Consider the following 18,081-nt stretch of genomic DNA (forward strand, 5'->3'; position numbering starts at 1 on the left):
GCTTGCCGAAACCGGGTGTGTGCTATATAGGCGCCCGTCATACATGCGCGTGATGCCCGCTCAGGCAAGAATCGGTCCCGCAGTCCGTTCGGGTCCTGAGAGGCATTGCGTCGTCACAGAGAACTTGAACCGATACCACGAACAGGACCGATCATCATGGCAAACACACCCCAGTCCAAGAAGCGCGCACGTCAGTCGGAAAAGCGTTACGCCGTCAACAAGGCACGTCGCTCGCGCATCCGCACCTACCTCCGCAAGGTCGAAGAGGCGATCGCATCCGGCGATCAGTCCGCGGCACAGGAAGCGCTGAAGGCGGCCCAGCCCGAACTGATGCGCGGCGTGACCAAGGGCGTGTTCCACAAGAACACCGCTTCCCGCAAGATGTCGCGCCTCGCGTCACGCGTGAAGTCGATCGGCGCCTGAAGCGCCAGCAATACCAATACCATGTGTTGAAAAAGCGCCCTCACAAGGGCGCTTTTTTGCGTTTTCAAGGTGTTGCAGGAACGCCAGATTCTTTTTCCGGATTCACCGAGTCAAGCTACAAGATCGGTTGCCGGAAACTGACGAAGGTTGGTAATTTCACCGAGCGAGTCACGTCGCACTGGGGGGACAAGGCTGCCAGCCCACGCGTTCATTGGGGAAAGCGGGGGCAAACTTGTCAGGGCACTTGAAGTGCTTTTGATGATGTTCAGGGGAAACCCTGGCCATGTCCAGGATACAGACCGGGTCTTCGGACCTGCGCACCGAGGGGACATCGGGCGCGGGAATCGGTGGATCGTTGGAGCAGTCGCTCCACGCCTCGAACCTTACGGGTTACGAGCGGGCTGTTCTGTTCCTCGCTGTGCGTGAACGCGTCCGTCGGCAGGCGGAGAGCAGGAACGGAACTGAGGACACAGTTGGCGGATGACAAAAGAACAATGGGGCGCCCTCCAAGAGCAGATTTGCAAGACGATCGGTCAGAACAACTACAAGACCTGGATCGAGCCGTTGCGCTTCCGCGGAGTTACGCCTGAGGGCATCGTAACGCTGCAGGCACCGACGAACTTCTTCGGGACGTACGTCTCGCAGAACTTCGGCGACATGCTTCTGGCACAGATTTCCACGGTGGAACCGTCGGCGCGCCGTCTGGCATTCCAGGCCGGGATCGTGGACGACCCCAGCGACAAGGCCGAGGAAAAGGCCAAACCGCTGAACCTTCCGGAAACGGAGCAGGCGCCGGTCACGTCTTCCCGCGACCAGCAGCTGCCGGGTGCGCCGCTGGACATGCGATTTACCTTCGACACCTTCGTGGTCGGCAAACCGAACGAACTGGCTCACGCCGCCGCGCGCCGCGTGGCCGAGGGCGGTCCGGTGACGTTCAACCCGCTGTTCCTGTATGGTGGTGTTGGCCTTGGTAAGACGCACCTGATGCACGCCATTGCGTGGGAGCTGTCGCAGCGCAATCCCGGTCTGACCGTGCTGTACCTGTCGGCAGAACAGTTCATGTACCGCTTCGTGCAGGCGCTGCGCGAACGAAAGATGATGGACTTCAAGGAGATGTTCCGCTCCGTCGACGTGCTGATGGTCGACGACGTGCAGTTCATCGCGGGCAAGGATTCCACGCAGGAAGAGTTCTTCCACACGTTCAATGCGCTCGTGGACCAGAACAAGCAGATCATCATTTCCGCCGACCGTGCCCCGGACGAGATCAAGGACCTGGAAAACCGCATCCGTTCGCGGCTTCAGTCCGGCCTCGTCGTCGACCTGCATCCGACCGATTACGAACTCCGCCTCGGCATCCTGCAGTCGAAGGTCGAGGTCTATCGCGGCATGCACCCGGGCCTGCAGATCGACGATGGCGTGCTTGAATTCCTCGCGCATCGTATCTCGACGAACGTGCGCGTGCTCGAAGGGGCGCTGACCCGTCTGTTCGCCTTCGCCTCGCTGGTCGGCAAACCGATCAACATGGATCTCGTGCAGGACAGTCTTGCCGACGTGCTGCGCGCGTCGGAGCGCAAGATCTCCATCGACGAGATCCAGCGCAAGGTGGCCGAGCACTACAACATCCGCCTGTCGGACATGATCGGGCCGAAGCGGGTCCGCAACTTTGCCCGTCCGCGGCAGGTGGCCATGTACCTGTGCAAGCAGCTCACATCGCGGTCCCTTCCGGAGATCGGCCGCCGCTTTGGCGGGCGCGACCACACCACCGTCATGCACGGCGTGCGGCGCATCGAAGAGCTGCGCCAGCAGGACGGCCAGATCGACGAAGATGTGGAGATGCTGCGCCGCGCTCTGGAGGCCTGAAAAGGCGCATCCTGAGTCTGCCTCACAACACTTGGAGCCGTGGCACGCCGTTTCGGGGCGGCGCGCCTTGACGCTTCCGGAAATCCAACAGACAAATGGCGAAAACCGGCTTGGAGCGGGGTCCGCTCCGCGCTAACGTGCGCGTCCGGACTGGCGGAGAGGGTGTAGTGCGATGAAGATCAGCATGGAACGGGCGGCGCTTCTGCGCGCGGTCGCGCAGGCGCAATCGGTCGTGGAGCGGCGCAATACCATTCCGATATTGGCCAACGTCCTTATCGAGGCGGAAGGCGAGACGGTCACGTTCCGCGCCACCGACCTCGATATCGAGGTTCTCGACAAGGCCGTGGCCCAGGTCGAGAAGCCGGGCGGCACCACGGTGTCCGCCGTCACCCTGCACGAGATCGTTCGCAAGTTGCCGGACGGATCGCTTGTTGCCCTTGCCGAGGAACCGGGCACCGGGCGGCTGACAGTGTCTGCGGGCCGTTCGAACTTCAGCCTCGCGACGCTGCCGAAAGAAGACTTCCCGGTCATGGCATCGTCCGAATACGGCTCGAACTTCACCGCCAAGGCCGAAGTCCTCCGCCGCCTGTTCGACAAGTCCAAGTTCGCAATCTCGACCGAGGAAACACGGTATTACCTGAACGGCGTCTACATGCATGTGGCCGACGGCGATGGCGGTCCGGCCCTGCGCTGCGTCGCGACCGACGGCCACCGGCTGGCCCGCATCGACGCGCCGCTGCCCGACGGCGCCGCGGACATGCCCGGCGTGATCGTCCCCCGCAAGACCGTGGGTGAAATGCGCAAGCTTCTCGACGAGGACGGCATGGATATCGCCGTTTCCGTCTCCGAAACCAAGGTCCGGTTCGCGACACCCGACATCACGCTGACCTCGAAGGTCATCGACGGCACCTTCCCCGACTACACACGCGTCATCCCGCAGGGCAACACACGCAAGCTGGAAGTCGACGCCTCCGAGTTCGCCAAGGCGGTCGACCGTGTGGCTACCGTGTCGTCGGAACGGTCGCGCGCTGTGAAGCTGCAGCTTGACGAGGACCGGCTCATCCTGTCGGTCAACGCCCCCGACAGCGGCGCGGCAGAGGAAGAACTGGCGGTTGCCTACGGCGACGAGCGGCTGGAGATCGGCTTCAACGCGAAATACCTGCTGGAAATCGCCAGCCAGGTGGACCGGGAGAACGCGGTATTCATGTTCAACTCGTCCGGCGATCCGACCCTGATGCGGGAAGGCAACGACACCAGCGCGGTCTACGTGGTAATGCCGATGCGCGTGTGACCGGGAGAGCGCCGATTTTTCAGCGAAGAATCGCGGCCTCGGGCAGACATACCCCTTCGAACCACCAGCCAGGGGCGCAACCGTGCACCTGTCGCACCTGAGCCTGTCGCATTTCCGCTCGCACAAGCGGGTGGTCATCGACGTCGATCACCGTCCGGTGGCGATCTGGGGTCCGAACGGGTCGGGCAAGACCAACCTGATCGAAGCCGTGTCCCTGTTCTCGCCGGGGCGGGGTCTGCGGCGGGCGTCGGCGCAGGACATGGCCCGGCGACCGGAATCCCTTGGCTGGAAGATCACCGGGACGCTGGAAAATCCGCAAGGTACGCACGAAATCGCGTTTACGTCCGAAGGCGGCGCGGCGCGCAATGTGCGTATAGACGACAAGCAGGCCAGCCAGGTTGCCCTTGGACGGATCGCCCGCGCGGTTTGGCTCATCCCCGCCATGGACCGGCTGTGGATCGAAGGGGCGGAGGGGCGGCGGCGGTTCCTCGACCGGATCGCCCTGTCGTTTTTCCCCGATCACGCGCAGGCGGCGCTCGACTACGACAAGGCGATGCGGGAACGTAACAGGCTCCTGAAGGACATGGTTCGGGACCCGCACTGGTACACGGCCCTTGAACGCCAGATGGCAGAGGCAGGGGCAGCATTGCACGTCAACCGGCTGGCCGCGCTCGACCGGATCGCAGAGGCGCAGGACGGCGCCGAGACGCGCTTCCCGGCCGCGACGCTGGACCTCGTGCATGGCGACGGCGAGATGCCCGGCTCTGCCGCCGATCTTCGCGTCGCGCTGGAGGAAAGCCGCAGGCGGGATCTGGCGGCGGGGCGGACGCTTGTGGGTCCCCACCGCGCCGACCTGATCGGCACCTTCGCGGCCAAGGGGGTGCCTGCCGCCGACTGCTCGACCGGTGAACAGAAAGCGCTGCTGATCTCGCTGATCCTGTCGAACGCCCGGGCGCTTGCGGCGGACGAAGGGCACCCGCCGATCCTGCTGCTGGACGAGGTCGCCGCGCACCTCGACGCCGGACGCCGCGCCGCCCTTTTCGACGAGATAAGCGCTTTGGGCGCACAGGCCTGGATGACCGGGACGGGACCGGAACTTTTCGCCGAACTGGGCGACCGGGCGCAGGCGCTGGAGGTCTCTGAAGGGCCCTCCGGATCCGTAGTTTCAAAACCCTGAACTTTATACCAAATCTTGTGTCTGAGACGTGACATTCCCCGGCCCGGAGTCTATAAATCGGGGCAAAATAACAAGGGAAATGGGCATGTCCGACCAGCCGAGCGAAGCATACGAATACGGCGCCGATTCCATCAAGGTTCTCAAGGGCTTGGAAGCGGTCCGCAAGCGTCCCGGCATGTACATCGGCGACACGGACGACGGTTCGGGTCTGCACCACATGGTCTACGAGGTCGTGGACAACGGCATCGACGAGGCTCTGGCCAAACACGCTGACTACGTTCACGTGAAGATCCACGCGGATTCCAGCGTATCGGTGCGCGACAACGGACGCGGCATTCCCACCGACATCCACACCGAAGAGGGGGTCTCGGCCGCGGAGGTCATCATGACCCAGCTGCACGCCGGCGGTAAGTTCGACCAGAATTCCTACAAGGTCTCCGGCGGTCTGCACGGCGTGGGCGTGTCGGTGGTGAACGCGCTCTCCGTCTGGCTCGAGCTGCGCATCTGGCGCAATGGCAAGGAGCACTACGCCAAGTTCGAGCACGGCGAGACCACGGAACACCTTCGCGTCGTCGGCGATGCCGAGGGCGAGCAGGGCACAGAGGTGCGCTTTCTCGCGTCCACGGGCACCTTCTCCAACCTCGACTACGATTTCCACACGCTGGAAAAGCGCCTGCGCGAACTGGCCTTCCTGAACTCCGGCGTGCGGATCATTCTCGAAGACGACCGCCCGGCCGAACCGCTGCATATCGAGCTGCACTACGAGGGCGGGGTACGTGAATTCGTCAAATACCTCGACCGCTCGAAGCAGGCCGTCATGCCGGAGCCGATCTACATGGAAGGCGAAAGGGACGGCATCGGTGTCGAGGTCGCGATGTGGTGGAACGACAGCTATCACGAGAACGTCCTGCCCTTCACCAACAACATCCCGCAGCGAGACGGCGGCACCCACCTTGCGGGCTTCCGTGGTGCGCTGACCCGCCAGTTGCAGAAGTATGCGCAGGAAAGCGGGATCGCGAAGCGGGAGAAGATCAACTTCACCGGCGACGACGCCCGTGAAGGTCTGACGGCAGTCCTGTCCGTGAAAGTGCCCGATCCGAAATTCTCCAGCCAGACCAAGGACAAGCTGGTCTCGTCCGAGGTCCGCCCGGCGGTGGAATCTCTGATGAACGAGAAGCTGGGCGAATGGTTCGAGGAAAACCCAACCGAGGCCAAGCAGATCACCGGCAAGATCATCGAGGCCGCCATGGCCCGAGAAGCCGCCCGCAAGGCGCGCGAACTGACCCGCCGCAAGACCGCGATGGACGTGTCGTTCAACGCCGCCAAGCTGAAGGACTGTTCCGAAAAGGACGCCTCGAAGACCGAACTGTTTCTGGTCGAGGGTGACTCCGCCGGCGGCTCTGCCCAGACCGGACGTGACCGCCGGACGCAGGCCATCCTTCCCCTGCGCGGCAAGATCCTGAACGTGGAGCGGGCCCGCTTCGACCGGATGCTGGGCAGCCAGGAAATCGGCAACCTCGTGATGGCGCTCGGGACCGGCATCGGCCGGGACGAGTTCAACATCTCGAAACTGCGCTATCACAAGATCATCATCATGACCGACGCGGACGTGGACGGTGCGCACATCCGGACGCTTCTGCTGACGTTCTTCTACCGCCAGATGCCCGAACTGATCGAGGGCGGCTATCTCTACATCGCGCAGCCGCCGCTCTACAAAGTCGCGCGCGGCAAGTCGGAGGTCTACCTGAAGGACCAGACCGCGCTTGAGGACTACCTGATCCAGCAGGGCATCGAGAACGCGCAGCTCTTGCAGGGCAATGGCGAGGTAATCGGCGGCCAGGATCTCGTGCGTGTGGTGGAGGAGGCGCGTCAGCTCAAGCGTGTCCTCGACGCCTTCCCGACGCACTACCCGCGCCACATCCTCGAACAGGCCGCCATTGCCGGGGCCTTTGTGCCCGGTGCCGTGGATTCGGACCTGCAGGGCGTCGCCGACAAGGTCGCCGCACGTCTCGACCTCGTGGCCCTGGAATACGAGCGTGGCTGGATCGGTCGCATCACGCAGGACAAGGGCGTCCGCCTTGCCCGTATCCTGCGCGGTGTCGAAGAGGTGCGGACGCTGGACGGCCCGATGCTCCGCTCCGGAGAGGCACGCCGGACCGGCACCCTGACCGAGAGCCTTCAGGCGGTCTACGGCAGCCCCGCGACGCTCGAGCGCAAGGACCGCAGACAGCTGATCCACGGTCCGCTCGAACTGCTCAAGGCGATCCTGGAAGAAGGCGAAAAAGGCCTGTCGCTGCAGCGGTACAAGGGGCTGGGTGAAATGAACCCGGACCAGCTTTGGGAAACCACGCTGGACCCGAACGCCCGGACGCTGCTGAAGGTGACCATCGACGACATGACCGAAGCCGACGACCTGTTCACCAAGCTGATGGGCGACGTGGTGGAACCGCGCCGCGACTTCATCCAGCAGAACGCCCTGTCGGTAGAGAATCTGGACTTCTGAAAAAGAAAAGGGGCGCGCATGGCATTGCGCACCCCTCGCAAGATGTGGAGGTCGCGCAAGGGTTTGCGCGACCTTTCTTTTTTTCGTCAGCCGACCAGTTTGGCCGTCATCTCCACAAGCCGTTTTGCCTGATGGGCAAGGGCAGCCTTGCCGGCGTCGTCGAAACCGTCCGGCTTGGTCGAGAAACCGTAGGGGTTGCCGCCGGCACCAAAGATCGACTCGTCGGTGTAGCCCGGTGCAACGATGATCGCGCCCCAGTGCATCGCGGTGGTGTAGAGGCTCAGGAGGGTCGTCTCCTGCCCGCCATGCGGGTTCTGGGCGCTTGTCGTGGCGGTGAAGGTCTTGTTGGCCAGCTTGCCAGATCCCCACAGCCCGCCGAGCGTGTCGATGAACGCGCGCATCTGGCTTGCGACCACGCCGAAGCGCGTCGGGGCCGAGAAGAAGTAGCCGTCCGCCCACTCCATGTCATCCGCCGTGACCTCCGGGATGTCCTTCATCTTTTCGAGTTGCGCCTTCCAGGCGTCCTGCCCCTCGACGACCTCTTTGGGGGCGGTTTCCGGGATGCGGCGCAGGCGCACTTCGGCACCGGCTGCCTCGGCTGCCTCTGCTGCCGCGAGTGCGACGGAATGGTTGGTGCCGTAGGTCGAATAGAAAACGATTGCGATCTTGGGTTGTGCCATGTTGATCTCCTTCCTTTGAGTTGGACTTAGGCGGTTGCCGGCGCGGTCAAGCGTTCCTGATGAACGTGCCGTTGTTCAGTTCCTTGAAAGCCTGCCGCAATTCATCCTGCGTGTTCATGACGATGGGGCCGTGCCAGGCGACGGGTTCCTGGATCGGGCGCCCGGTCATCAGCAGGAAGCGGATGCCTTCGTCGCCCGCCTGAACGGTGATCTCGTCGCCCGAGCCGAACCGGACCAGCGTGCGGTTTCCGGTCATGTCGCGGATGTTGAGTTCCTGCCCGCGGTACTCCTTCTCGACCTTGATGCCCACCGGATCGCTGGCGTCGCGGAAGGTCCCGGAGCCGGCGAACACATAAGCCAGCGCGTTTGACCGGGTATCGACCGGCAGAACCTTGCGGCGGCCTGCGGGGATCGACACGTCGAGCAGCATGGGGTTGGCCGCGATGCCGTCGACCGGGCCGGTCTTGCCCCAGAACGAGCCGATGATGACCTTGACCGTCGTGCCGTCGTCATCTCCCTCGATGGGGATGTCGCTGCCGGTGATGTCCTGATAGCGCGGCGCAGTCAACTTCAGCGAAGACGGCAGGTTTGCCCAAAGCTGGAACCCGTGCATCTGGCCCTTGGCATTGCCGAAAGGCATTTCCTGATGCACGATCCCGGACCCGGCGGTCATCCACTGGACGCTGCCGGCGCCGAGGCGGCCCTTGTTGCCAAGCGAATCCGAATGCTCGACCTCGCCGTCGAGCACGTAGGTGATGGTTTCGATGCCGCGATGCGGGTGCCAGGGAAATCCCTTCGAATAGAGCCGCGGATCGTCGTTGCGGAAGTCGTCCATCATCAGGAACGGGTCTGTCAGCGACGGATCACCGAAGCCGAAGACACGATGCAGATGGACGCCGGCGCCTTCGATGGCGGGCTGCGCTTTGGTGGTGGCCGAGACAGGTCTAAAGGTCATGGGACGCTCCGTTTGTCATTGCACTCAATGTGGGACCTTCGCGATGAATTGGAATTGGTGAAGAACCCGTACCGTCTGTGCGCAGGCGCGCAGAAACCGGTGATTTTGTGTGGGGAATGGGGCGCGTCTTTTGGGTGCCGCCAAGCACGGGACAGCGCATTTGAGAGGAACTCGCGCGCCGCAAACCCAATTTTTAGGGGTCAATCAGGTCTTTGCCTGTACGTGGCGGTCAAACCTGGGGTCAGAGAACCGGCGCCGTTGCGATGTGCGTAAATAGGAGGCTCACTGCGAAGATGGCCTCGCCTGGGCCCCCGCCCCGCCTCAGCCGCGCGCCACCGCCAGGTCAAGCGTCTCGGCCGCGCCGCGCAGGATGCCCGCCATGTGGTCGGCCAGACCCTCGGACCGATCCACCGGCACCAGCAGGCTGATCGTGCGGTCCGCATCCGGCATCTCCAGTGGCATGACCCGGACTTCGCTCCGGTGGATGCCCTGCCGCCGGGCGAAGAGGTCCGGAAGGATGCCGATGCCTGCGCCGGTGGCAGCCATCAGCACGATGGAATCGAGGCTCGTCCCCTCGTAGTCGTCCGAGACCGTCGCCCCGCTGGCGCCCGCGATGCCATAGACGATCCGCGCCAGCCTGTGGCCGGTGTCCAGCGTCAGAAGCCGCTGGCCGGCAAGGTCCGCCGCCCCGATCCGGCTGCGCCCGGCCAGCGGATGATCCTGCGCGACAGCGACCCACAGCGGTTCGACGAAAAGCGGCCGCTGGAAGGTGTTGGGGTGATCCTCGGGCGTGGAAATGACCGCATCGAACCGGCCATTTCGCAGCCCCTCATCAAGGCTGAGGGTGTTTTCCTCGCGCACGATCACGCGCAGTTCGGGTTCGTCTTCGTGCAGCGCCTTCATCGCCTGAGGCAACAGGTAGGGCCCGATGGAGGGCAGCACGCCCAGCCGGAGCCGCCCTCCGAAGGGCAGGTCCGACAGCATCGTGCTGCGCAGGGCCTCGACCTCCGACAGGATGCGGCGGGCACGGGTCACGAACTCCAGCCCCCGGGCCGTTGTCCGCGCCCCGGCGCGCCCGCGGTCGAACAGCCGGACGCCCATGTCGGTTTCGACCGCCGCAACCTGGTTGGACAGGCTTGGCTGGCTGACATGCAGCTTTTCGGCGGCCAGCCCGAAACTGCCAAGCTGGTGCACGGCGACGATGTATTCCATCTGGCGCAGGGTCGGCCGCATTCATAGCTCCAAGCTATTCAACTGCTCATCCATTTGTATTTAAGCTATGCCAGAAATCCGGGCAACAGGGCTGAAACCCTTCCCGGAGTTTCGACCGATGCAGATATTCGACAGCCTCGTCGGCAACCTGATGGTGCCGACAATCCTTTTCTTCGTCCTTGGGCTCGTGGCCGCCGTGGTCCGCAGCGATCTGTCCATCCCCGAAGGCGCGGCCAAGTTCATGTCCATCTACCTCCTGCTGGCCATCGGATTCAAAGGCGGTCACAGCCTTGCGGACAATGGCCTGAACACCGAGGTCTTCGCTGCACTTTGCGCAGGGCTGCTGCTGTCCTTCGCGATTCCGTTCATCGCCTACGGCCTGCTGCGCAGCATGACGCGGCTGAATGCGTTGAACGCCGCCGCCGTGGCCGGGCACTACGGGTCGATCTCCATCGTGACCTTTGTCGCGGCCTCCAGCCTGCTTCAACTCACCGGCGTCGCGTCCGATGGCTTCATGGTTGCCGTCGCTGCCACGATGGAAGTGCCCGCGATCCTCTCGGCGCTCTGGATCGCGCACCGTTTCGGGCAGCAGGGGTCCTCCGGCAGCGTGCCGATGCGCGACCTCTTCGCCAATGGGTCCATCGTGTTGCTTGCCGGGGCGTTCCTGATCGGCACGCTGACACAGGACCAGGGGATGGAGATGATCGCCCCCTTCGTCGTCACCCCCTTCACTGGCATCCTATGCCTCTTCCTTCTGGACATGGGCCTGACGGCGGGACGCAGCCTGTTGCTGAACCGGCATCTGCTGAGTGCGGGGCTCTTCGCCTTCGGACTGCTGATGCCGGTGATCGGCGCGGTTCTGGCCATGGGGGTGGGAACGGTGATCGGATTGCAGACCGGCAGCCTCTTTCTGCTGATGGTCCTGTCTGCCTCGGCTTCCTACATCGCGGTCCCCGCGGCGATGAAGATCGCCCTGCCGCAGGCCGAAGCGGGCATCTACCTGACGCTTTCGCTGGGCGTGACCTTCCCGTTCAACATCATCCTCGGCCTGCCGCTTTACCTGTGGCTGACAGAGCTGGTGTGAGTGTGGCGGTCAACAGGCTGGCCCCGTGTGGACCGGCCATGCCGGTCTGCAAATTGCCGGGGCAGGGCTGTGCCGATCAGGCCGCACCCGCAGACGGCAGCCGGATCAGGCCGTGGCGCGGGCCGACAACCCGTCCAGAATGGCGCAATCCGGGTCATCGTCGCCATGGCATTGGCTGATGAGGGTCTGAAGCTCCGCCTCGAGCGTCTTCAACTGCCTGATCTTGTCGCGGACCGTGTCGAGGTTCTGCATCGCCAGGGCGCGCACGTCACGGCTGGCGCGGGTCGGGTCGGCGTTCAGGTCCAGCAGGCGGCGGCATTCTTCCAGGCCAAACCCCAGATGCCGGGCCTGCGCCAGGATCCGCAGTCGATCCACCGCGGTATCGGAGAAATCCCGATAGCCGTTTTCGGCCCGATCTGCCTTCACCAGGCCGAGATCCTCGTAGTAGCGCACGGTCTTGACGGTAAGCCCCGTGGCCTTGGCTGCCTGTCCGATGTTCATGGCGGGTCTCCTTTGCGTCATTAAACCCTCCAGCTTGTGGAAGGTAAAGTCACTTCGGCTTGACCGCCCCACGCCGCCACGCATTGCCCAATGGTCGCGTCTGCCTTCACGGCTTTTCAACTGGCTACGGTGCCGGTCGCGTGCGAGAAACGCGGGATGACACGTTTGCTTTTGCCCCTTCTGATATGCCTGTCGCTCGCCGCGCCCGCCGCAGCGCGCGAGATCACCGTATTCGCCGCGGCAAGTCTGCGTGACGCGCTCGACGAGGTGGCGGAGCTTTACCGTGATGAAACAGGGGACGACCCGGTGATCTCCTACGCCGGATCGTCCGCCCTTGCGCGCCAGATCCAGCAGGGCGCGCCCGCGGACGTATTCATCTCCGCCAACACCGCCTGGATGGACGTGCTGGAAGAGGACGGGTTGCTGGCGCCCGGCACCCGCCGCGACCTGCTGGGCAACTCGCTGGTGCTTGCGGCCGGGGTCGAAGGGCCGGTCGCAGAGCTCACGCCCGACAGCGATCTGGCCGGCTGGCTGGACGGCGGCAAACTGGCCATGGCGCTTGTCGATGCGGTGCCCGCGGGCATCTACGGCAAGGCGGCGCTGGAACATCTGGGACTTTGGGACAGCGTCGCAAGGCAGGTCGCGCAGGCCGACAACGTTCGCGCCGCTTTGGCCCTCGTCGCGGTGGGGGCGGCGCCGCTCGGCGTCGTCTACCGCACCGACGCTCAGGCCGAACCGCGCGTCTACGTGAAAGCGGCGTTCCCGCGGGACAGCCATCCGCCGATCCTTTACCCCGCCGCGTCGATCGTCGAAAAACAACAGGACGCCCTGCCGTTCCTGTCCTTCCTCGAAACGGGACCGGCGCAGGACATCTTCCTGCGGCACGGCTTCACGGTCATCGCGGAGTAACGGATGGACTGGCTCGGACCGGAGGAATGGAGCGCCGTGGCCCTGTCGGTCAAGGTCTCCTTCTGGGCGGTCGTTGCCTCCCTGCCGTTCGGGTTGCTGACCGCCTACGCCCTGGCGCGCTGGACCTTCCCCGGCAAGCAGATCCTCAACGGGCTGGTGCACCTGCCGCTGATCCTCCCGCCGGTCGTGACGGGCTACCTCCTGCTTCTGACCTTCGGGCCAAGGGCCCCGGTCGGTGGGTTCCTCGAAACCATCGGACTCGGTATCGCCTTCCGCTGGACCGGCGCGGCGCTGGCAGCGGCGATCATGGGATTTCCGCTGATGGTCCGCGCCATGCGCCTGTCGATCGAGGCCATCGACCCGCGGCTGGAAGAGGCGGCGGCAACGCTTGGCGCGTCGGGGGTCCGTGTCTTTGTCACGGTGACGGTGCCCCTCATGCTGCCGGGCCTGCTGACCGGGGCGATCCTCGCCTTCGCCAAGGCGATGGGTGAATTCGGCGCGACGATCACCTTTGTCTCGAACATCCCCGGACAGACCCAGACCCTGCCCTCTGCCATCTACGCCTTCCTGCAGATCCCGGGCGGCGAAGCCTCTGCCCTGCGGCTCGTGGTGGTGTCGATCATCGTGGCGATGGGCGCGCTTCTGGTGTCGGAATGGGCGTCGCGCCGGGTTGCGGCGCGGGTGGGGGCGTGATGCTGGACCTGCACCTGAAACATGCCTTCGACCGGTTCCAACTGGACGCGCAGTTCACCGCGCCCGCCGGGGTGACGGTCCTGTTCGGGCGATCCGGCTCAGGCAAGAGCACGGTCCTCAAGGCCACCGCCGGTCTATTGCGCCCGGACGAGGGGCGCGTGACCCTGCACGACCGGACGCTCTGCGACACGGCGAAGGGCATCTGGCTGCCGCCGCACAAGCGCGGTCTCGGCGTGATCTTCCAGGAAGGCCGCCTGTTCCCCCACCTCACCGTCCGCCAGAACCTTCTGTATTCCCGGCGGAAGGCGCCGAACCTGTCGCGCGTGGTCGAAATGCTGGGGATCGGCGACCTGCTCGACCGCCGCCCCCGCGCCTTGTCGGGGGGAGAGCAGCAAAGGGTCGCCATCGGCCGTGCGCTTCTGAGCGAACCGCAACTGATCCTCGCCGACGAACCGCTGGCTGCCCTAGACGAGCCGCGCAAGGCCGAAATCCTGCCCTACTTCGAACGCCTGCGGGACGAGGCCCGCTGCCCGATCCTCTACGTCACGCATTCCCCCGCCGAGGTCGCCCGCCTCGCAACGACGGTTGTCGTCCTCGACGAGGGCAAGGTGACACGGCAGGGCACGCCCGCCGACGTGCTGGGCGACCCGGACGTGGTGCCCGCGGGCATCCGCGGCGTCGGCGCAGTGCTCGAAGCGACGGTCGCCCGGCACCACGAGGACGGGCTGACCGAACTCGACGCGGGCGGGGTGGCGCTGTTCCTGCCCCGCACGGATGCAGCGCCCGGCACCCGGACCCGTATCCGTATCGCCGCGCAGGAGGTCATCCTGTCCCGCGGGCACCCGGAGGGCCTTTCGGCGCTCAACATCCTGCCCGGCACCGTGGTCAGCCTGCGTGCCGGGGACGGTCCGGGCACCCTCGTCGTCGTCGACACCCCCGCCGGTCGTCTGCTGGCACGGGTCACGCGCCGCTCAGCGGAGGCGCTGCAACTGGCGCCCGGCGTCGCCTGCCATGCCGTCGTGAAGACGGTCGCCATCGCACGGCAGGACATCGGGCAGGGTTGAAGCGGCACCACGGCCCGCTAGCTCGGCCTGCATGGAAAACGCATTGGTCATCGGCGCAAGCGGCGGCATCGGCAGCGCGATCTGCGCGGCGCTCGACTCGCGCGGCGTCTCCGTCACCGGGCTCTCGCGCTCCGGTGACGGTCTGGACATCACCGACGAAACCTCCGTCGCGGAGGCGCTGAACCGGTTCGATACGCCCTTCGACCTGATCTTCGTCGCCACCGGAGCGCTGGAAATCGACGGCCACGCACCGGAAAAGTCGCTGGATGCCCTGACCGCCAGCGGCCTTGCCGACCAGTTCGCGCTGAACGCCATCGGCCCCGCGCTGGTGCTGAAACACGCCCGCCGCCTGATCCCCCGCGACCGTCCCGCGACCGTCGCGGTTCTGTCGGCGCGCGTCGGCTCCATCGGAGACAACGGTCTTGGCGGCTGGTACGCCTATCGTGCGGCCAAGGCCGGGCTCAACCAGCTTGTCCGCGGCGCGGCTATCGAGCTTGGCCGCAGGCACCGCAAGCTCTGCGTCGTCTGCCTGCACCCGGGCACCGTCGCCACCCGCTTCACCGCCGATTACCAGGACCGCCACCCGACCGTTCCGCCAGACGAGGCCGCCCGCAACCTGCTGACGGTGATCGACAGTCTGACGCCTGCCGACAGCGGGCGGTTCCTCGACTATGCCGGGAAGGAGATCCCCTGGTGACCCGACTCGTCCTGGTCCTGGGCGACCAGCTGACCGAAACCGTCGCCGCGCTCCGCAAGGCGGACAAGGACAGGGACGTGGTCGTCATGGCCGAGGTCGCGGACGAGACGGCCTATGTCGGCCACCATCCCAAGAAGATCGCCCTGATTTTCGCCGCCATGCGCAAGTTCGCCGGCCGCCTCAGGGACGACGGCTGGGACGTCGCCTATTCCGAGCTCGACGACACCGACAACACCGGCAGCATCCCCGGTGAGCTCCTGCGCCGCGCCGACCAGTACGGTGCGGGGGAGGTGCTGGCGACAGAACCCGGCGAATGGCGGCTGATCGCCGCTCTGGACGACACGCCTCTCAAGGTCACGCAGCTTGAGGACGACCGCTTCGTCGCCTCCCACAAGGATTTCGAGGACTGGGCCAAGGGGCGCAAGGCGCTGCGGATGGAGTATTTCTATCGCGAGATGCGACGCAAGACCGGCTTGATGATGGACGGCGACCAACCCGCCGGCGACAAGTGGAACTACGACCACGACAACCGCAAACCCGCCTCGGGCGAGGTCGACACCGCGCCCATGCGGTTCACGCCGGACGAGACGGTCGAAGAGGTGCTCGATCTTGTCGAGGCCCGCTTTGCCGACAACTTCGGCACGCTCCGCCCCTTCACCTTTGCCACCGACACGGGACAGGCCCGCCGGGCGCTGGCGCATTTCGTCAAACACGCCCTGCCGAAGTTCGGCGATTACCAGGATGCGATGATGGAGGGGGAGCGCTACCTGTGGCACTCTCACCTCTCCGCCTCGATCAACATCGGCCTGCTCGATCCGGTGGAGGTCTGCAAGGCCGCGGAAGACGCATGGCGAGCCGGGGACGTGCCGATCAACGCCGCCGAGGGGTTCATCCGCCAGATCATCGGCTGGCGCGAATACGTCCGCGGCATCTATTTCCACGAAGGGCCGGACTACCCCTCCCGCAACGGACTGGGCCACAAGCGCGACCTGCCGTGGTTCTACTGGGGCGGAGAAACGAAGATGCGCTGCGTCGAAGCGGCGGTCGCGCAGACCCGGGACGACGCCTACGCCCACCACATCCAGCGCCTGATGGTGACCGGCAACTTCGCCCTTCTGGCCGGGATCGACCCGCATCAGGTGCACGAATGGTATCTGAGCGTCTACATCGATGCCTTCGAATGGGTCGAAGCCCCGAACACCGTCGGGATGAGCCAGTTCGCCGACGGCGGCATCATCGCCTCCAAACCCTACGTGTCGTCAGGCAACTACATCAACAGGATGTCCGACCACTGCAGGCACTGCGCCTACGACGTGAATGCAAAGTCCGGAGAGGACGGCGCCTGCCCCTTTAACACGCTCTACTGGCACTTCCTCGACCGCCATCGCAAACGGTTCGAGGAAAACGGCCGCATGGCCAACATGTACCGTAGCTGGGACAGGATGGACGAGGAAAAGCGTCACGCCATCCTGCGCGCCGCCGAACGCACGTTGAAGAAACTCGACGAAGGGGAGGTCGTCTGACCCGCCCCTTCATCTTGGTCCAAATACCTTGGGGGTGCGGGGGCAATGCCCCCGCGGATCGGCCCGGCGCCAGCCGGGGCGATACTTGCTACAGGACGTAGCGGCTCAGGTCCGTCGACCGGGTCAGGTCGCCCAGCTGTGCCTCCACGAAATCGGCATCGACGGTTACCGCCTCGCCCGCTTTGTCCGGCGCGGCAAAACTCAGTTCCTCGAACACCCGCTCCATCACGGTGTAAAGCCGCCGGGCGCCGATGTTCTCGACCGACCCGTTGACCTCTGCCGCGATGCGCGCGAGCGCCTCGATCCCTTCCTGCGTGAAGGAGACGGCAACCTCCTCGGTCGCCATCAGCGCGGTGTACTGGCGGGTCAGCGCGTTGTCGGTCTCCGTCAGGATGCGCACGAAATCGCCTTCGGTCAGCGCCTTCAGGTTCACGCGGATCGGAAGGCGGCCCTGCAGTTCCGGCAAGAGGTCAGACGGCTTCGCGATGTGGAACGCACCGGAGGCGATGAAGAGGATGTGGTCGGTCTTCACCGGCCCGTGCTTGGTCGACACTGTCGTGCCCTCGATCAGCGGCAGCAGGTCGCGCTGCACGCCTTCGCGGGACACGTCGCCCCCGCGCGCCTCCTGGCGGGCGCAGACCTTGTCGATCTCGTCTAGAAAGACGATCCCGTTCTGCTCCACCGCTTCCAGCGCGGCGGCCTTCACCGTCTCGTCGTCCAGCAGCTTGTCCGCTTCCTCGGTGATCAGCAGGTCGTAGCTTTCGGCGACGGTCATGCTCTTGCGCGTGGTCCGTCCGGCAAAGGCCTTCCCGAAGATGTCGCCAAGGTTCATCATCCCCATCTGGCCTGCTCCCGGTTGGCCGGGGATGTCCATCATCGGGAAGGGCGAGGACGTGTCGGCCACGTCCAGTTCGATCACCGTCTCGTCCAGTTCGCCGCTCTTCAGCTTCTTGCGGAACATCTCGCGCGTGGCCGAACGCGCATCCTTCCCGGCAATCGCCTCGATCACGCGTTCCTCGGCGGCGGCATGGGCGCGGGCCTTCACGTCCTCCCGCATGTGGTCGCGGGTGTCGATGATCGCGGTGTCCACGAGGTCACGGATGATCTGTTCAACGTCGCGGCCGACATAGCCCACCTCGGTGAACTTGGTCGCCTCGACCTTGATGAAGGGCGCGCGCGCCAGCTTGGCCAGCCTGCGCGAGATCTCCGTCTTGCCGACGCCGGTGGGGCCGATCATCAGGATGTTCTTCGGATAGACTTCGTCGCGCAGGTCGTCGCTCAGCTGCTTGCGTCGCCAGCGATTGCGCAGCGCCACCGCGACGGCGCGCTTGGCTTCCTGCTGGCCGATGATGAACCGGTCCAGTTCGGAAACGATTTCACGGGGTGTGAGGTCGGTCATGAGTGTCCTTCCGATACGTTGCGGCTGAGATAACCTCTGAGGCGGAAAATCCAACCCTTGAAGGAACCGCCGTGTGATCCGACGTGTTGGATCTAAGGATCGGAGACACC

General features: G+C 65.0%; 16 protein-coding genes. 11 read left to right on the forward strand and 5 right to left on the reverse strand.

What is annotated here, in order from left to right; all coding sequences use genetic code 11:
- The first annotated feature begins 156 nt into the window (after positions 1–156).
- The 5 genes from rpsT (at position 157) to gyrB (ending at position 7,254) form a co-directional block, all read left to right on the forward strand.
- On the forward strand, positions 157–423 hold the full coding sequence (gene rpsT / locus CDO87_RS10485; protein ID WP_100928729.1) for a 30S ribosomal protein S20: 267 nt from the start codon (positions 157–159) through the stop codon (positions 421–423).
- Between the two features lie 480 nt (positions 424–903).
- Complete coding sequence (gene dnaA, locus CDO87_RS10490; RefSeq protein WP_100928730.1) at positions 904–2,283, forward strand: chromosomal replication initiator protein DnaA; 1,380 nt, start codon at positions 904–906, stop codon at positions 2,281–2,283.
- A 172-nt stretch (positions 2,284–2,455) separates the two neighbouring features.
- A complete protein-coding gene (gene dnaN, locus CDO87_RS10495; protein ID WP_100928731.1) occupies positions 2,456–3,574 on the forward strand; it encodes a DNA polymerase III subunit beta in 1,119 nt (372 codons plus the stop codon).
- A gap of 82 nt (positions 3,575–3,656) precedes the next feature.
- A complete protein-coding gene (recF, locus tag CDO87_RS10500; protein WP_100928732.1) occupies positions 3,657–4,751 on the forward strand; it encodes a DNA replication/repair protein RecF in 1,095 nt (364 codons plus the stop codon).
- An 85-nt stretch (positions 4,752–4,836) separates the two neighbouring features.
- Positions 4,837–7,254: a DNA topoisomerase (ATP-hydrolyzing) subunit B gene (gene gyrB, locus CDO87_RS10505; protein WP_100928733.1), complete on the forward strand. Its 2,418-nt coding sequence runs from the start codon at positions 4,837–4,839 to the stop codon at positions 7,252–7,254.
- An 86-nt stretch (positions 7,255–7,340) separates the two neighbouring features.
- On the opposite strand, the gene wrbA is transcribed toward gyrB, so the two are convergent.
- From wrbA to CDO87_RS10520, 3 genes are all read right to left on the reverse strand, one after another.
- Positions 7,341–7,934, reverse strand: a complete 594-nt coding sequence (wrbA, locus tag CDO87_RS10510) for an NAD(P)H:quinone oxidoreductase (RefSeq protein ID WP_100928734.1) — start codon at positions 7,932–7,934, stop codon at positions 7,341–7,343.
- Between the two features lie 46 nt (positions 7,935–7,980).
- Positions 7,981–8,889, reverse strand: coding sequence for a pirin family protein (locus CDO87_RS10515; RefSeq protein WP_100928735.1), 909 nt, complete (start codon positions 8,887–8,889; stop codon positions 7,981–7,983).
- Positions 8,890–9,210: 321 nt separating this feature from the next.
- Positions 9,211–10,122, reverse strand: a complete 912-nt coding sequence (locus CDO87_RS10520) for a hydrogen peroxide-inducible genes activator (protein WP_100928736.1) — start codon at positions 10,120–10,122, stop codon at positions 9,211–9,213.
- 97 nt (positions 10,123–10,219) lie between these two features.
- On the opposite strand from CDO87_RS10520, the gene CDO87_RS10525 reads away from it, so the two are divergent.
- Positions 10,220–11,185 (forward strand): sodium-dependent bicarbonate transport family permease, encoded by a 966-nt coding sequence (locus CDO87_RS10525; protein WP_100928737.1) that lies wholly within the window; start codon positions 10,220–10,222, stop codon positions 11,183–11,185.
- Positions 11,186–11,290: 105 nt separating this feature from the next.
- Here CDO87_RS10525 and cueR read toward each other — a convergent pair whose 3' ends face one another.
- A complete protein-coding gene (cueR, locus tag CDO87_RS10530; protein ID WP_100928738.1) occupies positions 11,291–11,686 on the reverse strand; it encodes a Cu(I)-responsive transcriptional regulator in 396 nt (131 codons plus the stop codon).
- Between the two features lie 156 nt (positions 11,687–11,842).
- Between cueR and modA the strand changes: the two genes are divergently transcribed.
- From modA to CDO87_RS10555, 5 genes are read left to right on the forward strand one after another with little or no spacing between them, the layout of a single operon-like run.
- Positions 11,843–12,595, forward strand: a complete 753-nt coding sequence (gene modA, locus CDO87_RS10535) for a molybdate ABC transporter substrate-binding protein (protein WP_100928739.1) — start codon at positions 11,843–11,845, stop codon at positions 12,593–12,595.
- A gap of 3 nt (positions 12,596–12,598) precedes the next feature.
- Entirely contained in the window at positions 12,599–13,288 is a 690-nt protein-coding gene (gene modB / locus CDO87_RS10540; RefSeq protein ID WP_100928740.1) for a molybdate ABC transporter permease subunit, read from the forward strand.
- The gene (modC, locus tag CDO87_RS10545) at positions 13,288–14,352 is read left to right on the forward strand and encodes a molybdenum ABC transporter ATP-binding protein (protein ID WP_100930921.1); all 1,065 of its coding nucleotides are present in this window, start codon (positions 13,288–13,290) and stop codon (positions 14,350–14,352) included. Before modB ends, modC begins: the two co-directional genes overlap by 1 nt.
- A gap of 31 nt (positions 14,353–14,383) precedes the next feature.
- Positions 14,384–15,049, forward strand: a complete 666-nt coding sequence (locus CDO87_RS10550; protein ID WP_100928741.1) for an SDR family NAD(P)-dependent oxidoreductase — start codon at positions 14,384–14,386, stop codon at positions 15,047–15,049.
- Positions 15,043–16,572: a cryptochrome/photolyase family protein gene (locus CDO87_RS10555; RefSeq protein ID WP_100928742.1), complete on the forward strand. Its 1,530-nt coding sequence runs from the start codon at positions 15,043–15,045 to the stop codon at positions 16,570–16,572. Before CDO87_RS10550 ends, CDO87_RS10555 begins: the two co-directional genes overlap by 7 nt.
- A gap of 88 nt (positions 16,573–16,660) precedes the next feature.
- On the opposite strand, the gene hslU is transcribed toward CDO87_RS10555, so the two are convergent.
- Positions 16,661–17,971 (reverse strand): ATP-dependent protease ATPase subunit HslU, encoded by a 1,311-nt coding sequence (gene hslU / locus CDO87_RS10560; protein ID WP_100928743.1) that lies wholly within the window; start codon positions 17,969–17,971, stop codon positions 16,661–16,663.
- Positions 17,972–18,081: the final 110 nt, after the last annotated feature.

Origin of the sequence: Sagittula sp. P11 (assembly GCF_002814095.1) — a bacterium.
Taxonomy (GTDB): Bacteria; Pseudomonadota; Alphaproteobacteria; order Rhodobacterales; family Rhodobacteraceae; genus Sagittula.